Here is a 1339-nt window from a genome sequence, read left to right as displayed (position 1 = left end):
AAATGTTTCGCAAACACGTTGCTCGAAGCGGTAGCAAAGATATATCGTTGGCGATATGAGCGAAGCGAATTTTATGTTTTAAAGCAATTTATATTGATACTTAATATCATATTCCAAAATTAACTTAATAATAATCATAGAAATAGTTGTAATAATTGGTAAAAACTATTAACATCTAAAATATAACCGATTGGTCAGTTTTAAGAAATATTATTACAAAATAATTCAATTAATAGGGGGAGAGTATAAGGTGATACCAAAGTTTAGTGTTAAAAAACCATATACTGTAGCGGTTAGTGTAATAATGGTAATTATATTAGGTGTAGTATCTTTTATGAATATGACAACAGATTTACTACCAAGTATAGATTTACCATATGCAATAGTTAGTACAGTGTATCCGGGTGCAAGTCCAGAAAAGGTGGAGTCTTCTGTTACAAAACCATTAGAAAAGGGATTAGCCACAATAAGTGGACTTAAAAATATCTCATCAGTATCTAGTGAGAATACTAGTATGGTAATTTTGGAATTTGAACAAGATGTGAATATGGACTCTGTAATGATTGATATGAGTTCAAAAATAGATATGGTTGAAGGATACTTCGATGATTCTGTTAATTCACCAATGATTATGAAGTTAAATCCAGATATGATGCCTATAATGACTTTAAGTGTAGATATTAAAGGTATGGATATAAAAGAAGTAACTGATTATGTTAATGAAAATATATTACCTCAGTTTGAACGTATAGATGGAGTTGCATCAGTTAATGCAATTGGGCTTATTGAGGACCAACTTAAAGTTACGTTAGATGATGATAAAATAAATGAAATTAATAAAAAAATTCAAGCCAATGTAGATTCTGAATTTAAAAAACAAGAACAATCTTTAAGTGATGCTAAAAATGAGTTAAACAAATCTCAGACTCAACTAGAATCTGAAAGTAAAAAACAATTAGCAAATTTAGAAACCGCAAGTAAAGAATTACAAACTGCTAAAAAACAATTACAAACTGCAGTGAATGCAATAGGAATGTCAAAATCAGAGCTACAAGAAAAAATAGATGATGCTACTATAGAACNNAAATCTTTTGAAGATGCAGAAAGTAAATTAAATGACCTTCAAAATGAATTAAACAATCCTTCACAAAATGATGAAGATAATGATGAATGTCATGATGAAGATAATGATGAATAATACTAAAAGGGGTACTGATATTATGAGAGAGTCTAAACATTCACATGATAGTAAAAGTTCACATCAAAGTAAACACTCACATAAGAGCAAGCCTGTTAATAATAAACAAAAAGTAGTTAAATCTAAACCAGTAAAAGAGAA

At 28.9% G+C, this 1339-nt stretch carries 1 protein-coding gene; it reads left to right on the top strand.

All coding sequences use genetic code 11. The features are described from left to right. Positions 1–250: 250 nt before the first annotated feature. Positions 251–1198, top strand: coding sequence for an efflux RND transporter permease subunit (locus G3997_RS05340; protein WP_296644081.1), 948 nt, complete (start codon positions 251–253; stop codon positions 1196–1198). The last annotated feature ends 141 nt before the right edge of the window (positions 1199–1339 follow it).

The organism is Romboutsia sp. 13368, from assembly GCF_018336475.1.
Classification (GTDB): Bacteria; Bacillota; Clostridia; order Peptostreptococcales; family Peptostreptococcaceae; genus Romboutsia.
The sequence above is the reverse complement of the archived record's forward strand: the minus strand, read 5'-3'. Positions and strand labels throughout refer to the sequence as shown.